The sequence below is a fragment of the Sphaerisporangium sp. NPDC051017 genome (genome assembly GCF_040683095.1).
Lineage (GTDB): Bacteria > Actinomycetota > Actinomycetes > Streptosporangiales > Streptosporangiaceae > Sphaerisporangium.
Window position 1 is genome coordinate 1 of the sequence record NZ_JBFBCI010000001.1, and the last position, 16,188, is coordinate 16,188.

General features: G+C 70.1%; 15 protein-coding genes. 7 read left to right on the top strand and 8 right to left on the bottom strand.

The annotated features are described in order from the left end of the window. Positions 1 to 481: 481 nt before the first annotated feature. The 3 genes from AB0M95_RS00005 to AB0M95_RS00015 all read right to left on the bottom strand — a co-directional run bounded on the left by AB0M95_RS00005 (position 482) and on the right by AB0M95_RS00015 (position 2,507). The gene (locus tag AB0M95_RS00005) at positions 482 to 742 is read right to left on the bottom strand and encodes a DUF397 domain-containing protein (protein ID WP_363757565.1); all 261 of its coding nucleotides are present in this window, start codon (positions 740 to 742) and stop codon (positions 482 to 484) included. Then, on the bottom strand, positions 721 to 1,551 hold the full coding sequence (locus AB0M95_RS00010; protein WP_363757567.1) for a helix-turn-helix transcriptional regulator: 831 nt from the start codon (positions 1,549 to 1,551) through the stop codon (positions 721 to 723). Before AB0M95_RS00010 ends, AB0M95_RS00005 begins: the two co-directional genes overlap by 22 nt. 653 nt (positions 1,552 to 2,204) lie before the next feature. After that, positions 2,205 to 2,507 carry a hypothetical protein gene (locus AB0M95_RS00015; protein ID WP_363757569.1) on the bottom strand — a complete coding sequence of 101 codons (303 nt, stop codon included), beginning with the start codon at positions 2,505 to 2,507 and terminating at the stop codon, positions 2,205 to 2,207. Positions 2,508 to 3,235: 728 nt separating this feature from the next. Here AB0M95_RS00015 and AB0M95_RS00020 point away from each other — a divergent pair. Then, positions 3,236 to 3,664 (top strand): ATP-binding protein, encoded by a 429-nt coding sequence (locus tag AB0M95_RS00020; RefSeq protein WP_363757571.1) that lies wholly within the window; start codon positions 3,236 to 3,238, stop codon positions 3,662 to 3,664. Between the two features lie 48 nt (positions 3,665 to 3,712). Here AB0M95_RS00020 and AB0M95_RS00025 read toward each other — a convergent pair whose 3' ends face one another. Beyond that, positions 3,713 to 5,629, bottom strand: a complete 1,917-nt coding sequence (locus AB0M95_RS00025) for a multicopper oxidase (protein ID WP_363757573.1) — start codon at positions 5,627 to 5,629, stop codon at positions 3,713 to 3,715. Positions 5,630 to 5,896: 267 nt separating this feature from the next. Here AB0M95_RS00025 and AB0M95_RS00030 point away from each other — a divergent pair, with 267 nt between their 5' ends. Both AB0M95_RS00030 and AB0M95_RS00035 read left to right on the top strand, forming a co-directional pair. Beyond that, the gene (locus AB0M95_RS00030) at positions 5,897 to 8,548 is read left to right on the top strand and encodes a GNAT family N-acetyltransferase (protein WP_363757575.1); all 2,652 of its coding nucleotides are present in this window, start codon (positions 5,897 to 5,899) and stop codon (positions 8,546 to 8,548) included. A 77-nt stretch (positions 8,549 to 8,625) separates the two neighbouring features. Continuing rightward, a complete protein-coding gene (locus tag AB0M95_RS00035) occupies positions 8,626 to 9,312 on the top strand; it encodes a CBS domain-containing protein (RefSeq protein ID WP_363757577.1) in 687 nt (228 codons plus the stop codon). A 74-nt stretch (positions 9,313 to 9,386) separates the two neighbouring features. Here the strand turns inward: AB0M95_RS00035 and AB0M95_RS00040 are convergent, their stop codons facing one another. Further along, the gene (locus tag AB0M95_RS00040) at positions 9,387 to 10,262 is read right to left on the bottom strand and encodes a universal stress protein (protein ID WP_363757579.1); all 876 of its coding nucleotides are present in this window, start codon (positions 10,260 to 10,262) and stop codon (positions 9,387 to 9,389) included. Between the two features lie 384 nt (positions 10,263 to 10,646). After that, a complete protein-coding gene (locus AB0M95_RS00045; protein WP_363757581.1) occupies positions 10,647 to 11,318 on the bottom strand; it encodes a CBS domain-containing protein in 672 nt (223 codons plus the stop codon). A 236-nt stretch (positions 11,319 to 11,554) separates the two neighbouring features. On the opposite strand from AB0M95_RS00045, the gene AB0M95_RS00050 reads away from it, so the two are divergent. Next, positions 11,555 to 11,992 carry a pyridoxamine 5'-phosphate oxidase family protein gene (locus tag AB0M95_RS00050; protein ID WP_363757583.1) on the top strand — a complete coding sequence of 146 codons (438 nt, stop codon included), beginning with the start codon at positions 11,555 to 11,557 and terminating at the stop codon, positions 11,990 to 11,992. A 111-nt stretch (positions 11,993 to 12,103) separates the two neighbouring features. Here AB0M95_RS00050 and AB0M95_RS00055 read toward each other — a convergent pair whose 3' ends face one another. Further along, positions 12,104 to 12,859, bottom strand: coding sequence for a serine hydrolase (locus tag AB0M95_RS00055; RefSeq protein WP_363757585.1), 756 nt, complete (start codon positions 12,857 to 12,859; stop codon positions 12,104 to 12,106). 195 nt (positions 12,860 to 13,054) lie between these two features. Next, positions 13,055 to 14,062 carry a nitroreductase family protein gene (locus tag AB0M95_RS00060; protein WP_363757587.1) on the bottom strand — a complete coding sequence of 336 codons (1,008 nt, stop codon included), beginning with the start codon at positions 14,060 to 14,062 and terminating at the stop codon, positions 13,055 to 13,057. A gap of 343 nt (positions 14,063 to 14,405) precedes the next feature. Between AB0M95_RS00060 and AB0M95_RS00065 the strand changes: the two genes are divergently transcribed. The 3 genes from AB0M95_RS00065 (at position 14,406) to AB0M95_RS00075 (ending at position 16,183) form a co-directional block, all read left to right on the top strand. Further along, a complete protein-coding gene (locus AB0M95_RS00065; RefSeq protein ID WP_363757589.1) occupies positions 14,406 to 14,966 on the top strand; it encodes a hypothetical protein in 561 nt (186 codons plus the stop codon). A 118-nt stretch (positions 14,967 to 15,084) separates the two neighbouring features. Then, positions 15,085 to 15,744 (top strand): response regulator transcription factor, encoded by a 660-nt coding sequence (locus AB0M95_RS00070; protein WP_363757591.1) that lies wholly within the window; start codon positions 15,085 to 15,087, stop codon positions 15,742 to 15,744. 34 nt (positions 15,745 to 15,778) lie between these two features. Further along, the gene (locus tag AB0M95_RS00075; protein ID WP_358525913.1) at positions 15,779 to 16,183 is read left to right on the top strand and encodes a pyridoxamine 5'-phosphate oxidase family protein; all 405 of its coding nucleotides are present in this window, start codon (positions 15,779 to 15,781) and stop codon (positions 16,181 to 16,183) included. The last annotated feature ends 5 nt before the right edge of the window (positions 16,184 to 16,188 follow it).

The window sequence follows — 16,188 nt, forward strand, 5'->3', positions numbered from 1 at the left end:
GTTGCCTCCAGCTTCACCCTGCCGCTACGACGGCAAGGCGATGGACGGTCTTTCACCTCCATCCGCAACACCCGCGCCTCGTGGCGCAATCACGGTCGGCCTACCCACCGCATCGCACGGCAGGACCCCGACGGGGTTACCACGTTTCGCAGGTGTGAGACACGACCGGGTCGGGCGCCCTCTATCCCCCGGGACCACGGTGCCCACGTGACCGGCATTCGACATCCGGTCACCATTGCCGGTGTTCGCCGACAGGTCCTCCTACCCCGGTGCCACATCCCATCTCCAGGGCCAGGGCTAACGAGGTGTCATCGAGGGTTCACTGGTGTTCGCCCTTTCGGTCTTCCCCTCGCCTGTAGGCCCGGGATGGAACCGGGCCCCTTGGGCTTTCCCTCTGGGCTTCACACCCCGCAGTTACCCGCGACGCATGCCAGAGTGGGGACGGGCTCCGGGCACTAGCTCGGAGCCGAGGAACCCCTGATCAGGGGGCCTCCATACGCCTCGGCTCACTCACCTCCTGCGACATCGTGTCGCAATCGAACTCGCCCTTCTTGGCGCCGTCGATGAACGCGTCCCAGACGCTCGCACTCACCACAAAGGGCGCCTTCTCCGGAGCCTCGGTGTCCCGCAGCCCCACCCGCCCCTCGGAGAGCGGAGCCACCTCAAGGCAGTTCCCCTGATCAGACCCGCTCTTGGTGGCCTTACGCCAAGCAGCCGTCTTCAGCTCATTGCTGAGATCCACCGCTTCTCCGCCTTCCTGATCAACTCGATGGACGCTTGCTGAGGTTGTGCCTCGGCACGCAGTCTGTCGTATCTGCCATGGATAGCTTCGACATCTTCCGGACGATTCGATACATGTCCGTGGACAGCCGATTGGATATATACCGTGTCCGGGCTTCCTGGAAGCTGTGCGATGACGAAGCCACCAAGGACCCCGGTGGTCACCCCTGCTGTCATGGGGATGATCTGGATGCCGATTCGCGGGGACTCTACAGCTTCCAGGAGGCGCTGTAGCTGATGATTCATGATCTCCTGGCTGCCGATCAAACGGTATAGAACGTGCTCATCCAGCACCACCCGCAGCATAGGTGGATGGGCGCGAGCGAAGATCTCCTGTCGCTCCATGCGAGCAATGACCGCTTTCTCTACTTGCTCATCAGAAATGCCTGGTTCTCCGCGAATAACGGCTCTCGCGTACTCCTCCGTCTGCAGCAGGCCTGGCATCACGACCGGCTCCCAGGTATGGAGCGTGTGCGCCTCCTGTTCGATACCTAGCCACCCGCGGAACCAGTGAGGACTTACCTCGCCGCGAAGGTTGACCCACAGGCGGACAAGCTCTCCACCTGCCTCAAGGGCATCGTCACAGCGCTGAGCCAGGTCACGGCTCGGCGTGCGCTGGCCTCGCTCGATGAAGCCCAACAGGCTTCGGCTGAACCGGGTGGCCGCAGCCAGTTGGTCTTGCGTGAAATTAGCGCTTTGCCTGAACTTACGAAGCTCCGGCCCGAAGAGGTGGAGCGACTTATTGGCTGAATTGTTCTCGTAAGAAGTCATTTCTTCGGCTCCATTCGACGGGGTGGGAGGCACACCGGCACAGGTTCGGCACACGAGGGCACGAAGTGTCGCCATAGTGTGGCCGCACTTTCGATGCAAAACGTAGCCACCTGAAGGCACTCTGTGAAGAGTCACGGGAAACGCGGAAGCCGTCAGCGGTCCTGGTCCTCTATATGCACCTGCGCCATTCGATAGCGGTGACACAAAGGGGCTAGATATGTCCGGATAAGGGGGTGCAAATTGAAGATTGAATTGTTGAGGTGGCGTGTCTCTGGCGGGCAGTCCGTGCGTCCGGTGGACACGGATTTGTCACCGGCCGGTAAGCCGAACCCGGTCACCAACTCCAGGGAAACCGGGGGCCGCGCACCCGCCGTACGACGGCGCGACTTCTCCGCCCCACGACCCTCCGGCGACCGAAACCCCGTAAATGAAGCGGGGCTCGCCACGGCACACCACGCCGGGACAAGCCCCTTGAGCGGACTCTGGAGGTCCGATCCGATGCACAACCCTAGTAGAGGACGCCTCCCCGGCAGGGGAATCCGTGTCATTCGCGTCCGCTGGCAGGCCGACGAGCCGCCGATGCCGCTCGGCTGCCGCTGGTGCGGTCACCCGCCGTACGCCCACGAGGCCACGTCCCTTCCCCATCGCGCACATCATGAGTGGCAGCAGCCCACCCCCGCGCAGGTCCAGGCCCGGATGAACGTCCGGCGGCGCCTGGGGCTGTCCGGCCCGCCGACGGGGGCCAGGCCCGTTCGTCCGCTCCTGCCGCCGGACCTCCGGCCGTCCGCCAGGCGGCAACCTCCCTCCTTTCCCACCACCCGGCCCCACGCGACATCGCCCGTCCCGCCCCGGACCTCCACGACTTCCTCCGCGAAGCCCCGGACCGCCACGGCGTCCTCCCGGATCACCGCGGCGTCCTCTACGGAGCCCCGGACCGCCACAGCGTGCTCCAGCATGCCTCCCCCCGCCCTCGCCAGCTCTTCCGGTCACGCCCCGCCCCTTGATCCGAAACACGTCCCATCCCCGGCGTACGCCGACCCCGAGTACGCTCCGGGCCTCTCTCATGGACCAACGCCTGCCGTCGCGCACGCCACCGTCACCGCTCCCGAGCACGCTCGCGCCGTCTCCCCCGGACACCGCACGGTCGCCTTCCCTGGCCGTCATCGGCGACGGGAGTCGTCGGGCGCGGCGGATTCCATGGCGATCCGGCCTCAGCCGTCAGGCGGGCGAGTCCCGCGCGGCGGACGCCATCGGCAGCGCCAGGAGGTGGCGACATGAACCGGGACGATGCCTTCGAGGCACGCCCTCGGGGCCGGCACCGGCCAGGCGCGGCGCCCGCGCAGGTCCGCTCTCGCCCCTGGGACCTGGCCCAGAAGGCCGCCGCTGAGCAGTTGGACCAACTGGAGCCCGTCTGGGCGGTTTGGTACGGCGTGGGCTCGCGACAGTTCTATGCCGCCGCCACCTGGCCCACGCCCGACCCGGTGCTCCTCAAGGCCGACACCACCGACGAGTTGCGCGACCTGATGCGCGCGGCCGAACGAGCGGTGCTGTACCGGCCTCGGCCCCACCGGCCTGCCCCGCGGGCGGCCGATCATAGGGGCCACCTACCCCACCCGGCCCCCACGGGCCACCGTCCACCCCACCCGGCCCCTACCGGCCATTCGACACCCGTGGAGCACCACCGATGCCACAGACGCAGGACGACGGTCTGCGTACCGTCTGCTGGGACCTGCCGGACGACCTGTCGATGGTCGGCAAGGCCCGCGCCATGGTGAGAGAAGTCCTCACCACCTGGGCACTGCTCACCATCGCCGACGACGTGATCCTCACCGTGAGTGAACTGCTGACCAACGCGCTCAGTTACGGCGAGCCACCGGTCAGGCTGTCCCTGTGGCTCGACACCGACGGCCTGTGCGTCCGCGTCACCGACCACGGTCCTGAACGCCCCCGCCACCTGGAACTCGACATCGAGGCCCTGCACGGCCGGGGCCTGGCCATCGTCGGCGCCCTCGCCCACGACACCGGCGTCACCCCACTCCCCGACGACCAGGGCAAGACGGTCTGGTGCCGATGGCACCTGTCCCCCCACACGAACGCCCCTCAAGCCACCTGACGCCGACCACTCCGACCAGGCCGGGGTGCTCCACCGGAATCGCGGCTCTCAGGGGCCGACGCGGTAGGGGCGCATCATCTCGTTGTCCTCGTGTTCCAGCAGGTGGCAGTGCCAGACGAACAGGCCCGCGCGGTCGAAGTTCGCCACGATGCGGGTGATCTGGCGCGGATAGGCGATGACCGTGTCCTTGTACCCCCGCTCCCACGGCTCGGGCGGCCGCGGCTCGCCGCCGAGGCGCCTGCGGTCGAGGACGTGGAACATGACCTCGTGCACGTGGATGGGATGGGCGTCAGGGGTGAAGTTGTGGATCTCCCATACTTCGGTGGCGCCCACGGCGGGGTTCTCGGTGATCGGGTCGGACCACATGCGCGGCGAGGGCCTTCCCCGTCCGTCGACGGTGCCGAGCAGGGCCGCCGTGGGGCCGGCGCCGCGCACGACGTTCGAGTCCTGTTCCACCAGGGCGAGCCTTCGCGTCACGCTCGCCGGTCCAAGCCGGGTGAGCGGGGGCAGGGTGAGCCGGTCGGGCGGCACGCTGCGGTCGGGTCCCCGCGCGTCCCGCACGACGAACTTCATCACCTGCCCCGTGGTGGACGGGTCGGCCGGCGCCGCGTGGGGGTCGCCCTTGAACGCGCCGTCCGGGCCCTCGTTGATCAGGTAGAGCTCCGTGCCAGGCCGCACGCCGGTGAAGTCCACGATCACATCGGCCCGCTCGGCCGGGGCGATCAGCACGCGGCCGAGTTCGACCGGAGCGGGCAGGAAGCCGCCCTCCGAGCCGATGTGCCAGAAGGGCAGGGCGGCAGGCGCGGGACGCCTGGCCAGGGGGTCGGCCGCGATCTTCAGGTCCAGGACACGGCCGTTGCACCCGTTCAGGAACCGGAAGCGGAACCTGCGCGGCTCGACCTCCAGGAAGGGCCATGTGCGGCCGTTGACCATCATCGCCGTGCCGAAGAACTCCGGGTTCCAGATGGGCGGGATGTCGCTGCGCGGGACGTACGGCCCGCGGAAGCGGTCGAAGAAGACACGGCTCCCGGGGTAGAACAGCGAGCCGTCGGCGGCGAACGATCGGTCCTGGATCACGATCGGGATCTCGTGGTAGGGGCCGCGCCCGCCGTCCCCGGCCGAGGGCGCCGGGCCTGGCAGCACGCCTGGCGGGAGGTCGGCGGAGCCGCCGCGCAGCAGGTAGAAGCCGGCGAGGCCCGCGTAGACGTTCAGCCGGGTGATGCCCAGCGCGTGATCGTGGTACCACATCGTGGCGGCCCGCTGCTCGTTCCGGTAGTGGAACACCGCCGACCCGGGGCTCCAGGACCCGCCGTGCGCGGCGGCGTACCGGGCGGCGAACTCCGCGTACCAGGACCCCTCGGTCGCGTAACCGGCGGGCAGATTCCCGGCCCGGGGCAGGTACCACGCCTCGGGGAACCCGTCGCTGTGGTCGGCGCTGTGCCCGCCGTGCAGGTGGGTGACCAGCGGAACCGGCCCCCGATAGCGGCCGGGCGTCGAGCGGAGGCGGGGGCGCCGGTCCCGCCCGGTGGGTCCGGCCTCGGGGTCGGCCCAGTGCAGGGTGGGATCCACGGGCAGCAGGTGCGGCAGGTAACCGCCGTCTCCGTCGACCAGTTCGTTGGACCACTTGACGCGGACCGGGCGGCCGGCGATCGCCTCGATGGTGAAGCCGGGGCTGGCGAAGGTCCGCGGGTCCCGCACGGCTCCGTACCCCCAGACCGTGGTGGGCGGGTGGCCCGGTGGCAGGATCCGCTGCCGGAGCCGGCGCGCCCCGATCGCGTACCGGTCGACCGGCTCGCCTTCGCCGGACAGCGGCGGCATCACCGGCGGGACGGCCAGCGGCATGGCGTACTTGGTGATCTCGCGAGGGTTCAGCAAGGCCAGGGGGGCCACACCTCTTCCGAGGTCGTAAAGCAGGACGGCCGTCCCGCCGATCGTGGCCTTCAGGAACTCGCGTCTTGTGAACACCCCACCCTCCCTCACCGGCCCGGGTACGAGGGAGGCGTGGACCGCGGCGGCGCGGTGTGGCAGGACGCACGCTCGCCGAGCGGATGAACCCGCGCGACCCACAAAGCCCCATATATGGACATATCTACCCAACGGGCCGGGCATCATCCTGACGTGGGGCCGTGCCCAGGACTAGCGACCCTGACGATAGGGCCCTGACGATAGGGCCCTGACGATAGGGACCGTCGACCCTGGCGGCGGATAGCGGCATCGGCCGAGGGTGGGATCATGACGCAACCCATCGACGAGGAATGCGATGTCCTCCTGCGCGACGGGGGAATCGCCCACATCCGGCCGTTGTGCGCCTCCGACCGGGAAGACCTGCACGCACTCGTGTCCAGGTCCTCCGAGCGCTCGGCGTATCTGCGCTTCTTCGCCGGAGGCGCCGCCACGGCGCACGCCTACATGGACCGGCTCACCGGCGGCGCCTACCGAGGCCACGCGGTGGTCGCGCTGATCGATGGCCGTGTGGTCGGTGTGGCCGAATACATCCCAGACCCGCGAGCGCGGGATGCCGACATCGGAATCCTCCTGGACGACCAGGCGCAGGGAAGGGGCCTCGGCATGCTGCTCCTGGAGCGGATCGCCCTGGACGCCGCCGAGAGCGGCGTCCAGGAGCTGGTGGCCGTCGTCCTCGCGGAGAACCGCCAGATGCTCCAGGTCATCGACGATCTCGGTCTACCAGTGAGGCGGCGGTCGGACCAGAGCGAGATCGAGGTCCGTCTGACCCCGGGAACCGACGCCGCCCTGCTGCGGAGGATCGACACGCGGATGCACGAGGCGGAGCGCGCGTCACTGGCCCGCGTGCTGAACCCCGGCTCGATCGCCGTCGTCGGCGCCGGCCGGGACCCTGGCGGCATCGGGCACCGCGTGCTGCGCAACCTCATTGACGGACGCTTCCCCGGCCCCGTCTACCCGGTCAACCCCCGTGCCAGGGAGGTGTGCCACACTCCCGCCTATCCCGACCTCGCGGCGGTACCGACGCACGTGGACCTCGTCGTGGTGGCGACCCCGGCGGACACCGTCCTGGACGTCGCCCGGGACTGCGCCCGTCACGGCGTCCATGGCCTGGTGGTGGTGAGCGCGGGGTTCGCCGAGGCCGGTGAGGCATCCCTGGAGAGACGGCTGCTGCGGATCTGCCGTGACGCGGGCATGCGCCTGGTCGGCCCGAACTGCCTCGGGATCGTCAACACGGCCGCTTCCCTCAACGCCAGTTTCCTGCCCGATTCCCCTCCCGCCGGTCCGCTGGGTCTCATGTCGCAGTCGGGGGCCGTCGCCGTCGCCATGATCGAGCGCGCCGGCGAGCTCGGCCTCGGGATCTCCTCGTTCGCCTCCGTCGGCGACAAGGCGGACGTCAGCGGCAATGACCTGCTCGAATACTGGGAGGACGACGACGCCACGCGTGTCATCGGCATGTATCTGGAGTCCTTCGGCAACCCGCGCCGGTTCGGCCGCATCGCCCGCAGGATCAGCGCCACCAAGCCGATCATCGTCGTGAACACCGGGCACAGCGCCTCCGGCGACAGGACCGTACGCTCCCGCACCGCCGCGGCCGCCACCCCCGACGTGTGCGTGGACGCGCTGCTGCGCGCCTCCGGGGTGATCCGCGAGACCGGCGTCCAGGGCATGCTGGACACCGCACGGCTGCTCTCCTTCCAGCCTCTGCCGTCCGGCCGCCGGGTCGCGATCGTGGGCAACTCCGGCGGCCCGGATGCCATGACCGCCGACGCGTGCGAGCAGCGAGGGCTCAGCGTCCCGGAACTCTCACCCGCCACACAGGCGGCCCTGCGGTCACGCCTTCGCGCGGCGGCGGTCCGCAACCCGGTGGAGCTCAGCACGGACGGCGACGCCGGGGAGTTCACGTCCGCGATCGAGATCGTCCTGGCCGATCCGGCCGTCGACGCGCTGCTCGTGGTCTACACGCCTCCGTTCGGCTCGGGCCTCGCCGCGACCGGGAAGGCCGTCGCGACCGCCGCCGCGGGACGGGGGCGGACCGTCGTGGCCTGCGTGATGGGACACGACGGGCTGATCGAAGGCGAGGTGCCCTGCTACGCCTTCCCCGAGCAGGCGGTCCACGCCCTCGCCCAGGCCGCCGACCACGCCGCGTGGCGGGCCCGGCCGACACCGCCCGAGGACACCATCCGCGTGGACGTCCAGGCGGCACGCGAGATCGTCCGGAAAGATCTGCGCGCGCACCCGGGGGGACGCCGGCTCGACACCATCGCCGCGGCCGCCCTGTTGTCCTCGTACGGCGTCCAGGTGGCCGATTCGGTGAGCGCCGACGGGCCGGAGACCGCCACCGAGGCCGCCGCATGGGTGGGACTGCCGGCCGTCCTGAAGGCACGTGGCCCCGATCTGGTCCACAAGACCGAGGCCGGCGGCGTCCGCCTGGACCTGCGGACGCCCGAAGAGGTCCGCCAGGCGTACCGGGAGATGGCCGGGCGCCTCGGCCCCGCGATGACCGGGGCGGTCGTGCAGCACATGGCGAAGGACGGCATCGAAATGATCATCGGTGGCGTCGCGCACGAGACGTTCGGGCCGCTGGTCATGGTGGCGCTCGGCGGCTTCACGACCGAACTGCTCGCCGACCGCGCCTTCGGCGTGCCGCCCATCGACCGGGCCGAGGCGGCGCGGATGATCGGCGAGCTTCGGTGCGCGCCTCTGTTCTCCGGGTACCGCGGGCGGCCCCCGGCGAACGCGGCGTCGCTGGCCGACCAGATCGTCCGGGTCGGACGGCTGATGGACGACCGGCCGGAGATCGCCGAGATCGACCTCGACCCGGTGATCGTCACATCGGCCGGCGCGGTGGCGGTGGACGCCCGGATCAGGCTCGCGCCCGCGGCCCCGCGCCCGTCCCCATGCCGGCGACGACTCCGCTGACGCCTTGGCGGGAACCTCGAGGATGAGACGAGATGGAGTGGTCGCCGTCGGGCTCGACGGCTCCAGGGGGGCAGATCATGAGGAAGAAAGTGCGTGACGTCATGACCAGGAAGGTCGCGTCCGTCAACGGGAGCACGCCGTTCCGGGACGTCGCCGAGGTGCTGATCCACCACGGAGTCAGCGCGGTTCCGGTGGTCGACGGCGAGGGGCACGTGCTCGGGATGATCTCGGAGGCCGACCTGCTTCGCAAGGAAGAGTTCAAAAGGCAGTACTACCACGAGGGCTACCGGCCTCCCCTCAGCGCGCGGCTGCGCGAACAGCTCGCGCGGCGAGGTCGCGGCCCCGAGGACCGGGCACGCGGTGACGTCGCCGCCGAGCTGATGACCAGCCCCGCCATAACGGTCAAGGACCATGCCTCGCTGGTGACCGCGGCGCGCCAGATGAGCGCGAACGGCGTCAAGCGCCTGCCGGTCGTGGACGACGAGGGCCGGCTGGAGGGCATCGTCAGCCGTCACGACCTGCTGACGGTGTTCCTCAGAAGCGACGAGGAGATCGCCGGCGAGATCCGCGACGACGTCGTCGGGGCTCTCTGGCCGTACATGCCAGAGGTCGACGTGTCGGTGGACGACGGCGTCGTGACGCTGTCCGGGCGCATGGCCACCGCCGGTGACGCGCGGCTGCTCGCCCAGATGGCCGAACGGGTCAACGGAGTGATCGACGTGATCGACGAACTGGAGTGGCCGACCAGCGCCGCCCGAGCATGAGACCCGAGCATGAGACCCGAGCATGAGAACGGCCCCCGGACCACCGTCCGGGGGCCGTTCCGGTCGGGTCGCGGTCACCGGCCGGACGGGTGGGGGCGGACGATCGCGACGGGGCAGTGGGCGTGGTGGAGGACGCCGTGGCTCACCGAGCCGAGCAGGGCGGAGCCGACCGCCCCGAGGCCCCGAGACCCGACGACCAGCAGGTCGGCGGTCCGGGACACGTCGGTGAGCACCGAGACGGGGTACCCGCACACGGTGGTCGTCTGGAACTCGACATCGGGGTATTTGTCACGCCACGGAGCCACGAATTCCCATGCCCTGCGGGAGCCCTCGGCGAAGCCGCCCTCGACCACGTCGGTGTAGCCCGCGGCGTACGGCGACAGCATGGGCATCGGCCAGGTGTAGACCGCATGAAGCTTCGCGGGGCGCAGCCGTGCCTGCTCGAAGGCGTACTCCAGGGCGGCCTCCGAGTGCGCCGAGCCGTCCACGCCGACGACGATCTCGCCGAAGATCGCGGGGGCGGGCCGGCGCACGACCACGACCGGATCGGCCGCGTGACCGGCCAGTCCCAGCCCGACGGAGCCGAGGATCAGGCCGGCGAAGCCACCGGTCCCCCGGCTGCCGATCACCGTCTCGACGGCGTTCTCCGACTCCTGGCGCAGCGTCCCGACCACCTCACCGGTCGCGAGGAATGGGGTCACCGGGATGGCCGGCGATCGTCGCCTGATCGCCTCCACCGCCCTGTCGAGAACCTCGTCGCAGAGGTGCGGCGGCGACGTCTCGGGCCGAGGTTCGCGGACGTGCACGAGTCTGATCGCGGCGCCACGGCGGAGGGCGTCCTCGGCGGCCCACCACGCCGCGGCGAGGGAGGATTCGGAGCCGTCGACGCCGACGACGATCGGCTTGCCGGTCCGCTCCTGGCCGGATGTGGATGCGGAGGTGTCGGACATGTTCTCTCCCATCGATGTCGTCACCGGCGGCCGGCCTTGAAGCGCCGCCGGCGTCGGGGGTTCGGTGAAGGGTCCGGGCCACGCCTGGGCGGGCCAGGTCCAGTCGCGGATGGATGCCGAACTGCCATCGCGACAGGTCAAGGACGCCCATCGGGAAACTCCAGGATTCGAGGGCGCTCTCGGAAGACTCCAGGAATCGGGGATGCCGGCCCCAGAGCCCACGGACCTCACCGGGCGGGACCTTGGTCCTCTCGGCGGTGGCACAGCTTCACGTGCGTTCGCACAGCCGCCAGGCCACGGCCACATCGCCGCCGTGGCCTGGCGGCGATGTGGCCGGCGTCCACCACGCCGGGGCGTCGGCCACATCGTGGTCCCAGATCGGGCTCACAGGAGCGGAGGCAGGACGACGTCGCCCCGCCAGGGCGGACAGGTCAGATGGGAGACGACGGCGACGACACCGTCGACCTCACGGACCGCGTCCAGCAGCGAGGAGATGTCGAGGGGGTATTCCATCGCCCCGCGGATGGTGACGACACCGCCGGCGATGCCGATCGACAAGGTCGCGGGGTCGACCCCGAACCCGTCGTGAACCACTGTGGCGATCTCGTGACGGAGTTCCTCCACGGGGCGTTCGAACACGCGCAGCAGGTCCGACTGGTGCACGGTGCCGGCTATCCGGCCCGTCACCGGGTCGATGACCGGCAGCTGCTTCACGTGGTGGTCGTGCATGAGGCGAGCGGCGTCCCGGATCGGCGTGCCAGGAGTGACCGTTATCGCCGGCGCGGTCATGAGCTCTCCCGCGCGGATACCTCCGGCCTTGCGCTGTTCGATCCGCCGCCGGTGACTCACCAGCACCGTGTTCCCGTGCGCGGGTGTGGTCTGCTTCAGCAGCAGGTCGTCCTCGGAGACCACGCCCACCGGCCTGCGGTCGCGATCGATGACCGCGACGGCGCCGACCGCGTACTTCCTCATCGTGGCCAGGATCTCGGCGAATGGCGCTTCCTGCTGGACGGCGATGCCCACGCGGCCCATTACTTGCCCGACTTCGATCGTCATGATGACTCCTCCTTCGCCCCCAGCGTGCTCGGATGTGATCGCGCGGGGCAGCGGCGAACGTCCCTGCCGCGAAGGGCTTCCGTCGTGAGATGGTGGCCCGGAAGCACCTGTCCAGTTCGTCCGGGCCCGGCGGGCTCCGATGCCGAAGGTCCTCACCGAGAGGAGCCCATCGGCCGTACCGGACCGGATCTTGCCTCGGGACACTGAACACACCGACGACAGGGAAGGACGATCCGATGTCCGAGAACGCGAACACGCCCGAAGCCGTGCTGGAAGAACTGGACCGGGAGGAGTGCCTGCGCCTGATCTCCCCCGGCGGCATCGGCCGGGTGGCCTTCAGCGGCGCGCCCGGGCCGACGGTCCTGCCCGTGAACTACCGCGTCCTCGACGGCACCGTCGTCTTCCGCACGCGGGAGGGCGGCGCCATGGACCAGGACCTGCGGTCCGGTATCCGCGGACTCGACATCAAGATCGCGTTCCAGGTGGACCACATCGAGGAGGCCGCCCAGGAAGGCTGGAGCGTCCTGATCCAGGGCGCGGCGCACCACATCCCCGACGACGAGGTCTCCACCGTCGCCGACGTGGACGTGCGCCCATGGGCGGGCGGCGACCGCGACCACTACGTCCGGGTCATCCCGGTACGCATCACCGGGCGCCGCATTCACAACCTCTGACCGGTACAGGGATCTCGAACACGTCGAACGGCTCTGACGGAGGCCGAGTCAGCGTAACGTGCGCCGGGGCCGTGGCCGGTGGACGCGCGTCGGTCCGTTGTCAGGCGGCTGTCAGGCGGCGCCCCAGTCCAGCAGCGACGCGGCCGTGTCGAAGCGTCGAGAGGAGATCTCCTCGCCGAGGATCACGCCGACCAGGCGGTGTCCGGCGCGGTCGGCCGCGAAGGTCAGGCAGAAACCGGCGTTGTTGGTGAAACCGGTCTTCACGCCGAGCACACCGGGCTCTCCGAGCATCTTGTTCGTGTTGGTCCAGGTGTAGGCCTGGTGCTGCTCTGACTCGTCCACGGAGTGGCTCCGCGTGGACACCACCGTTCTGAACGTCTCATCACGCAGCGCGGCCGCGGCGAGCCGGGCCTGGTCCTTCGCGGTGGAGTAACCGTCACCGTCCGAGGTGGGAAGCCCGTCGGCGTTGACGTACCGGGTGTCGGACAACCCGAGCCGGCGGGCGGTGGCGTTCATCTTGCCGACGAACCCGCTGACGCCGTGGCCGTAGAAGCGGGCGAGCGCGTGGGCGGCGTCCGCGCCCGAAGGCAGCAACAGGCCGTAGAGCAGCTCCTTGACCGGAATCCGGTCGCCGGGGCGCAGGTCGGCGGTCGTGCCGCCGCCGTCCTCGGCGTACTGCACGTCTTCCCCGCGGATCTGCACGCTGTCGCCGGGCTTGGCCTCCTTGAGGACGACGTAGGCGGTCATCACCTTGGTGAGGCTCGCGATCGGCATTCGCTTCGTGGCGTTCTCGTCCAGCAGGGCCTTGCCACGGGTGGCGTCCAGGAGATAGACGGCGCGCCCGAATACCTCCGGCGCGTTGTTCACGGGCTTGGCATGGCCGGGAAGAGCGGGTGCTTGGGCGGATTGGGCGAAGGAGGGTGCCGAGAGGCCTGTGACCAGGGCCAACGCGGCGGCGCATGCACTCAGGAGAATTTTGGGGTTACGCACGGACTTTAGGCTGCCATGGGCTTATTAATGCATTTATCCCACTTTAGGTAAAATAGCCGTGGATCTTTAGAGTCACGCGCACGTGCCTTCCGCGCCGGGGCGGTCGAACTCCTCCAGGACGTCGCTCACCGGACGTCTGACGGCGCGGGTCTCGCCTGCCGGGTACCCCAGGCGCATGATCATCTGGGGGTACTCGCCGGAACACAGCTCCTGGCGGACGAACTCCCGCAAGTGGTACAGCTCCAGCGCCTGGGTGTGGAACGCGGCGCTGACACCGTGCGCGGATGCGTGCAGCAGCACGCGTTGCAGCGCCTGCCCGGCCGCCATCCAGTCCGGGGGTGTGTCGCCCGGCGTGGTCAGCACCGCGACGACACCGGGAGCGGTCGCCGTCCGCTGATCTTCCTCGCTGCCCCAGGAGGCACGTCCTCCGGCGTAGTCACGCTGAGGGAAGTGCGGCCGGGTCCGCCGCGGCTCGCTGGGATACGCGCCGGCGGGCACGCCGTCGCGGTACCTGCTCCCCGGGGGACGGCCCCAGCGCAACATCTCCAGGGCGAACGCGCGGTCCCCCGCCTGGACGTCCTGGGCCGCGGCCGTCACCGACGCCAGCACCCGCACCACCGCCTCGGACACGGCCGGGGTCAGCCGGGCGCCCTCGTTCCGGGCCTGCGCGACCAGGGTCTCCAAAAGCGCATCAGGCACCTGCTTGCGGGTGAAACCGGCGCGATGGGTGCGGCGGTGGCGGATCTGCGCGTTCATCGCCAGGGTCTGCTCGTCGGCGTCCTGGCGATCCCCGAGACGGACGGTCGCCAGCAGGCCCGGGCGATCCGGGTCGGGCAGGACGCGGACCACAGGACGGTGCCCCGTCGCCCACACCGCGACGCGGATGTTGAACAGCGCGGCGCCGCAGCTCACCAGCATCTCCCTGCCCTCGGCGTCGGAAACGCGCAGCAGGCGGTCGGTGTCCGCGCGAACGCTGAGCTCGCCGTCCGTCACCGCGAACGTCCACGGCTGGGTGTTGTGCACCGACGGCGCCCAGATCGCGGCCTCGACCGCGGCCCGGAGCTCCTGTGACGTGTGCATGAGCGGCGCCACCTCCCTTCGCGGCTCCATTCCAGCGTCGGCGGGACGATCGGTTCAGAGGCGAAAGACACGAGCCGTCAGGCCTTATGGACGTCCCATGCCCACCCAGCGCCAAGACCTCGGCAAGGCCGTGGAAAATCTCGTCGATCGGAGGCCGACCGATCGGCGGGACGAAGATCCTCGCGACGACGAGCGCATGCCCCGCAGAGCCGAAGGTCCCACGACGCCAGGGACGTCCGGCCGAGCGGGTCGCGTCGGACGGCACTGCCCGCCAGGACGCCGAAACGGTGAACTTGAGGTGAGCAAGAAAGCAGTGACCCCCGCACTGAAACGGAGCACAGCCATGGCACTCCTCGAAGGACGCCACCAGAACGGCGCAGCCGACCGCACCCCCGCCGTCCACGCCGCGCAGGTCGACCACCCTGCGGCCGACCGCCTCTTCGCCGTCGCCCGCATCGCCATCGGCTGGCTCTTCCTGTGGGCCTTCCTCGACAAACTGTTCGGCTGGGGCTTCGCCACCCCCACGGCCAAGGCGTGGATCCACGGCGGAAGCCCGACCACCGGGTTCCTCAAGGGCACCGCCGAGAACACCTTCGGCGCGGCGTTCAGCGGCCTGGCCGGACAGCCCTGGGTCGACTGGCTGTTCATGACCGGCCTGCTGGGCATCGGCGTCGCGCTGATCCTCGGCGCCGGCATGCGGATCGCCGCCGTCGCCGGCGGACTGCTGCTGGTGCTCATGTGGGCGGCCGAACTGCCCCTCGCGACCAACCCCTTCCTGGACGAGCACCTCGTCTACATCATCGTCATCGCGGCCCTGGCCCTGGCCGACGCCGGCCGCACCTGGGGCATCGGCGGATGGTGGGGCGAGACCACCCTGGTCAAGCGCCTCCCCATCCTCAAATGACCACACCGGTCCTCGGCCGGTGCCCACCCCTCCTGGCGAGGGGAGGGCACCGGCTTTCGCCGTCCCCGGGACCTTGGTCCCTATCAGGCGACGGGAGATCAGGCGTAAATTTCTCGCCATGATTAGCGTCTTCCTGCTCGACGACCACGAAGTGGTCCGCCGCGGCGTGGCGGCCCTGCTCAACTCCGAGGACGACATCGAGGTCGTCGGCGAAGCGGGCACGGCCGAGTCGGCGATCGCCCGCATCCCGGCGCTGCGGCCGGACGTGGCGGTGCTGGATGTGCGGCTGCCCGACGGCAGCGGGGTGGACGTGTGCCGTGAGGTGCGCTCCCGGATGCCGGAGCTGGCGTGCCTGATGCTGACCTCCTTCGCCGACGACGACGCGCTGTTCGACGCGGTGATGGCCGGCGCCTCGGGGTACGTGCTCAAGCAGATCCACGGCTCGGACCTGGTCGGCGCGGTGCGCACGGTCGCCTCCGGGCAGTCGCTGCTGGACCCGCAGACCACCGCGACGATGCTGCGACGGCTGCGCGACCAGGCCACCAAGACCGACCCGCTGGCCGCGCTGTCGGCCCAGGAGCGGCAGATCCTGCAGTTGATCGGCGAAGGGCTGACCAACCGGCAGATCGGCGAGCACCTCTTCCTGGCCGAGAAGACCGTGAAGAACTACGTGTCCAACCTGCTCGCCAAGCTCAGCATGCAGCGCCGTACGCAGGCCGCGGCGCTGGCGGCGCGGATGAAGGCGGAACGGCGCGACCGGCATGACCTTCGTCCCTGACCCCGCCCCCTCCCGACGGCCCACCCTGGATGGCATGAAAGTCGATTCGGCCGGGCTGCTGGTGCTGACCCGCGCGGAGTGCCTCCACCTTCTCTCGTCGACGCCGGTCGGGCGGATCGTGTTCACCGACCGCGCCCTGCCCACCGTGCAACCCGTGAACTACCACCTGTACGGCGAGACCATCGTCATCCGCACGGCCGGCGGATCCAAACTCGCCGCCGCGACCCGCAACGCCGTCGTCGCCTTCGAGGCCGACCAGATCGAGGTCGCCACCCGCACGGGCTGGTCGGTCACCGTCGTCGGGCACGCCCGGGCAGTGACCGAGCCGCAGGAGATCGAACGCCTCGACGCCCTTCCCCTGATCCGCTGGGCGCCGGGCGGCCAGGACCATTTCATCGTGATCCAGGCCGAGCAGGTCTCCGGGCGGCGCCTGGGGTGAGCCGG

Coding starts and splice junctions, on each gene's coding strand:
- AB0M95_RS00010 (WP_363757567.1), bottom strand. CDS start 1,551: ATGACTTCTTACGAGAACAATTCAGCCAATAAGTCGCTCCACCTCTTC.
- AB0M95_RS00015 (WP_363757569.1), bottom strand. CDS start 2,507: ATGCTGGAGCACGCTGTGGCGGTCCGGGGCTCCGTAGAGGACGCCGCG.
- AB0M95_RS00020 (WP_363757571.1), top strand. CDS start 3,236: ATGCCACAGACGCAGGACGACGGTCTGCGTACCGTCTGCTGGGACCTG.
- AB0M95_RS00030 (WP_363757575.1), top strand. CDS start 5,897: ATGACGCAACCCATCGACGAGGAATGCGATGTCCTCCTGCGCGACGGG.
- AB0M95_RS00035 (WP_363757577.1), top strand. CDS start 8,626: ATGAGGAAGAAAGTGCGTGACGTCATGACCAGGAAGGTCGCGTCCGTC.
- AB0M95_RS00040 (WP_363757579.1), bottom strand. CDS start 10,262: ATGTCCGACACCTCCGCATCCACATCCGGCCAGGAGCGGACCGGCAAG.
- AB0M95_RS00045 (WP_363757581.1), bottom strand. CDS start 11,318: ATGACGATCGAAGTCGGGCAAGTAATGGGCCGCGTGGGCATCGCCGTC.
- AB0M95_RS00050 (WP_363757583.1), top strand. CDS start 11,555: ATGTCCGAGAACGCGAACACGCCCGAAGCCGTGCTGGAAGAACTGGAC.
- AB0M95_RS00060 (WP_363757587.1), bottom strand. CDS start 14,062: ATGCACACGTCACAGGAGCTCCGGGCCGCGGTCGAGGCCGCGATCTGG.
- AB0M95_RS00065 (WP_363757589.1), top strand. CDS start 14,406: ATGGCACTCCTCGAAGGACGCCACCAGAACGGCGCAGCCGACCGCACC.
- AB0M95_RS00070 (WP_363757591.1), top strand. CDS start 15,085: ATGATTAGCGTCTTCCTGCTCGACGACCACGAAGTGGTCCGCCGCGGC.
- AB0M95_RS00075 (WP_358525913.1), top strand. CDS start 15,779: ATGAAAGTCGATTCGGCCGGGCTGCTGGTGCTGACCCGCGCGGAGTGC.